The organism is Xanthomonas sp. SHU 199, assembly GCF_000364665.1.
Taxonomy (GTDB): domain Bacteria; phylum Pseudomonadota; class Gammaproteobacteria; order Xanthomonadales; family Xanthomonadaceae; genus Xanthomonas_A; species Xanthomonas_A sontii.
The window spans coordinates 1-3,876 of record NZ_AQOI01000088.1 but is presented as its reverse complement, the minus strand read 5'-3'; the positions used below and the strand labels follow the sequence as shown (position 1 = coordinate 3,876).

Genomic DNA, 3,876 nt, shown 5'->3' with positions numbered 1-3,876 from the left:
GCGCGCGCCGGCGGCGAAGGTGCTGCCGGCGTCGCCATCGCCGCTGCGCGCATCCAGCGCGTCCAGCTCGACCTGCGCGGCGATCAGGGCTTGCGCCACCCGGCCCAGGGCCGCTGCGCACTGCGCATCGCGCGGGCCATCGCGGTGGCTGTCGTCGCGCTTCAGTGCCGGCGCAAAGGTCTGCACTGCATGCGGCACACGCACGCCGGGCCAGCCCAGGGTCTGCACCGGTGCCTGCAGTGCGGCCAGCACGTCGGCATCGGCCGGGGCGAGGGTGATCGAGAAGCCGTGCATGTCCATCGAGGTCATCAGCGCTGCCGGCACCGGCATCAGCGCGACCCGCGCGACGCCGATGCGCTGCAGCGCCAGCCGCGTCAGCACGCCCAGTTCCTGCGTCGAGCAGCCGCCGAGGTCGTTGAGCATCAGCACCAGCGGCGCGTCGGCGCCCAGGCGCGCATCGGCCTGCGCCAGCAGCGGGTCCAGCACCAGCGCCAACGCCTCTTCCACCGTGCCGGGCTGCACCGGCCGCGCCCCGGGCTCGTTGTGGATGCCTAGCCCCAGTTCCGGAGCGCGGCGGCCGACCTGCTGGCCGGGTACGCTGCAACTGGACAGCGCCATGCCCAGCGACAGCAGGCGGTCGGCGAAGGCCTGGCCGCGCTGCGCCAGTTCGGCCAGCGGCACGCCCTCGCGCGCCAGGTGGCCCACGTACTTGTGCACCAGCACCGTGCCGGCGATGCCGCGCGGCTGCGCCGCGTCGGGCAGGGCGATGTCGTCGGCGACCAGCACGCTGGCCACGTCGATGCCCTCGGCGCGGGCGCGCTCGGCGGCCAGGCCGAAGTTGAGCCGGTCGCCGGTGTAGTTCTTGATCACCAGCAGTACGCCGGGCGCGTCGGCGCAGGCGCGGATCGCCGCCAGCACCGCTTCCACGCCGGGCGAGGCGAACAGGTCGCCGGCGATGGCGCCGCTGAGCATGCCCGGGCCGACGAAGCCGGCATGCGCCGGTTCGTGCCCGGCGCCACCGCCGGACAGCACCGCGACCTGGCGCGGATCGCGCTCGGCCTGCAGCACGATGCGGGTGCCGCTGCCGGTTTCCGACAGCAGCAGCGGTTGCAGCATGGCCGCGGCTGCGAGGACGTCGTCGACGATGGCGCGGGGGGCGGTGAGGAACTGGTCCATGCGGGTGTCCTGTGCAGGCCGTGCGGCGGTGTGGCACACGATAGCCGGGCCGGCGTTAGGCGCGGTTGAGGCCGGCCTGCTCACGCACCTGGTCGGCGGAATCGGCGAGAATCGCCGCTCATCCCGAATGGAATCCCCGCATGGCCGGCGCCAGCCTGTTCACCCTGCTCGACGACATCGCCACCCTGCTCGACGACGTGTCGATCCTGACCAAGGTCGCGGCCAAGAAGACCGCCGGCGTGCTCGGCGACGACCTGGCGCTGAACGCGCAGCAGGTGACCGGCGTGAACGCCGACCGCGAACTGCCGGTGGTGTGGGCGGTGGCCAAGGGCTCGCTGCTGAACAAGGCGATCCTGGTGCCGGCGGCGCTGGCGATCAGCGCCTGGCTGCCGTGGGCGATCACCCCGCTGATGATGATCGGCGGCGCGTTCCTGTGCTTCGAGGGCGTGGAGAAGCTGGCGCACCGTTTCCTGCATTCGAAGGAAGAGGACGCGGCACGTCACGCGCAGCAGGTGCAGGCGCTGGCCGACCAGCAGGTGGACGTGGTCGCGCTGGAGAAGGACAAGGTCAAGGGCGCGATCCGCACCGACTTCATCCTCTCGGCGGAGATCATCGTGCTGTCGCTGGGCGTGGTCGCCGGCGTGCCGTTCGTGCAGCAGCTCGCGGTGCTGGTGGCGATCGCGCTGGCGATGACCGCCGGCGTGTACGGGCTGGTCGCGGGCATCGTCAAGCTCGACGACCTGGGGCTGTACCTCAGTCGCAAGGGTGACGCCGCCGCGGCGATCGGCCGCGGCATCCTGTGGCTGGCGCCGTGGCTGATGCGCACGCTGTCGATCGCCGGCACCGCGGCGATGTTCCTGGTCGGCGGCGGCATCCTGGTGCACAGCATCGGACCGCTGCACCATGCCATCGAGGGCATGGCCCCAAACGGCGGGCTGGACAGCCTGGTGCTTGCGCTGGGCAACGCCTTGGTGGGAATCGTGGCCGGCGCCTTGGTGCTGGCGGTGGTGCTGGGCATCAAGAAGGTGCGGGAATAGGGATTCGGGATTGGAGATTCGGGATTCGTAACAGCGGCGCGCATTCCCGCTTTTGCCAATCCCCAATCCCGACTCCCCAATCCCGCGCCGGCAAAGCCGGCGCTAGTCTGCCGACACCACCCGATTCTTGCCGGCCTTCTTGGCCTCGTACAGCGCACGGTCGGCGCGGCGGATCAGCGCGTCCTGCGCTTCGCCGGGTTGGCGCAGGGCGACGCCGGCGCTGAAGCTGACGAACACGCGCTGGTCTTCGTGCACCACCGCGCGCTGCGCCAGGGCGCGCTGCACCCGGGTCACCGCCGCGCTGGCCTCGAAGATCGTGCAGTCCGGCATCAGCACCACGAACTCCTCGCCACCGAAGCGGGCGATGGCATCGCTGGCGCGCAACGTGGTGCGCGCCACCTCCACCACGTGGCGCAGGGCGCTGTCGCCGCCGGGGTGGCCGTAGGTCTCGTTGAGCTTGCGGAAATCGTCAAGATCCAGCATCGCCACGCACAGTGGCTGCGCGCTGCGCTCGGTGCGCACCAGTTCGCGCACGAACAGGTCGTCCAGGCCGCGGCGATTGAGCGCGCCGGTGAGCTGGTCGACCCGCACCAGGCCGCTGACGTCCTGCAGTTCCTGCTCCAGGCGCAGGATGCGCTGCTCCGCCGCCTCCACCTCCTGGCGAGCGGCGATCAGGTGATCGCGCGCGCGCAGCGCCTGCTCCTGCACGTGGCTGGTGTCCTGCAGCACTTCCTGCAGCAGGCGGTTGAGGTCGGCGATGCTGCGCGCGTCGCGGATGGTCTGCGAGTAGTCGGCGATGCGGTCGTGGAATTCGCCGGTGCTGGCGGCCATGCCGTCCAGGTCCGCGACGAAGCTCAGCATCAGGTCCTTCATCGCCTCCTTGGACTCGGCGATGCCCTGCTTCAGCAGGCCCTGCTTGTAGATCACCTCGCGCAGGCTGCCGCGCGCCTCCTCGATCGAGTAGCGGTCCAGCGGCCCGGCGATCAGGTCGCGCACCACCGCGATCTGGCCCTGCAGCCAGCTGGTGTCGTCGAGCAGTTCGCCGACGTTCTCCAGCAGCAGGTCGAACAGGCTCAGCAACAGCGCCTGCTGCTCCTGGCCGTCGTTGGCGCGCAACGCGATCTGGTGGCACAGCTCGCGCACCTGTTGCGCCACCGGTTCCAGCGGCTGCCCGGGACGCCACTGGCGCAGCGCCTCGCCGCTGGCCTCGGCCTCGCCGGCCAGTTCGGGCAGGGTGTGCAGCAGCGCCGCCAGCGCGCCGGCCACGGTCTGCCGCAGCAGGTCGCGCAGGCGCTCGCTGTCGCTGGGCCCGGCCAGCGGATCCTCGACGTCGATGGTGCGGATGTACTTGTCGATCAGCTGGCGCAGTGCGCGGCCGTAGCTGGGCCAGTCGCCGCTGCTCGCCGCAGACTGCAGGCGCCGCCCCATGTCGCCCAGCTCGCCGTGCAGCGAGGCCATGCCGTCGGCGAAGGCGCCGAGCAGGCCTTGCGGCTCGTGCGCCTGCTGGAACAGGCGGATCAGCGCGGCGGTGGCGGCAGCCGGATCGGTCGCCGCCTCCGCGGGCGGCGCCGCGTGGCCGTGCTTGTGCCCGTGGCCGTGCGCCTGCGCGCGCGCCGGCAGCCCCGCGGCCGTCGTCGGCGCGGGATCGCGCCGGCGTGGCGAC

The 3,876-nt window shown here is 72.0% G+C and carries 3 protein-coding genes; 1 reads left to right on the top strand and 2 read right to left on the bottom strand.

Annotated features, from left to right (window positions below):
• Window positions 1-1,176 (bottom strand): dihydroxyacetone kinase subunit DhaK (locus D183_RS23990; RefSeq protein WP_017907905.1); only part of this gene is annotated, 1,176 nt, incomplete at its 3' end.
• A gap of 140 nt (window positions 1,177-1,316) precedes the next feature.
• Here D183_RS23990 and D183_RS0104275 point away from each other — a divergent pair.
• Window positions 1,317-2,213, top strand: coding sequence for a DUF808 domain-containing protein (locus D183_RS0104275; protein WP_017907904.1), 897 nt, complete (start codon window positions 1,317-1,319; stop codon window positions 2,211-2,213).
• A gap of 102 nt (window positions 2,214-2,315) precedes the next feature.
• Here the strand turns inward: D183_RS0104275 and D183_RS0104270 are convergent, their stop codons facing one another.
• Window positions 2,316-3,833 (bottom strand): GGDEF domain-containing protein, encoded by a 1,518-nt coding sequence (locus D183_RS0104270; RefSeq protein WP_081613270.1) that lies wholly within the window; start codon window positions 3,831-3,833, stop codon window positions 2,316-2,318.
• Between the last annotated feature and the right edge of the window lie 43 nt (window positions 3,834-3,876).

Excerpts from the sequence above, each read along its gene's own strand:
- D183_RS0104275 (WP_017907904.1), top strand. The coding sequence starts at position 1,317 with ATGGCCGGCGCCAGCCTGTTCACCCTGCTCGACGACATCGCCACCCTG.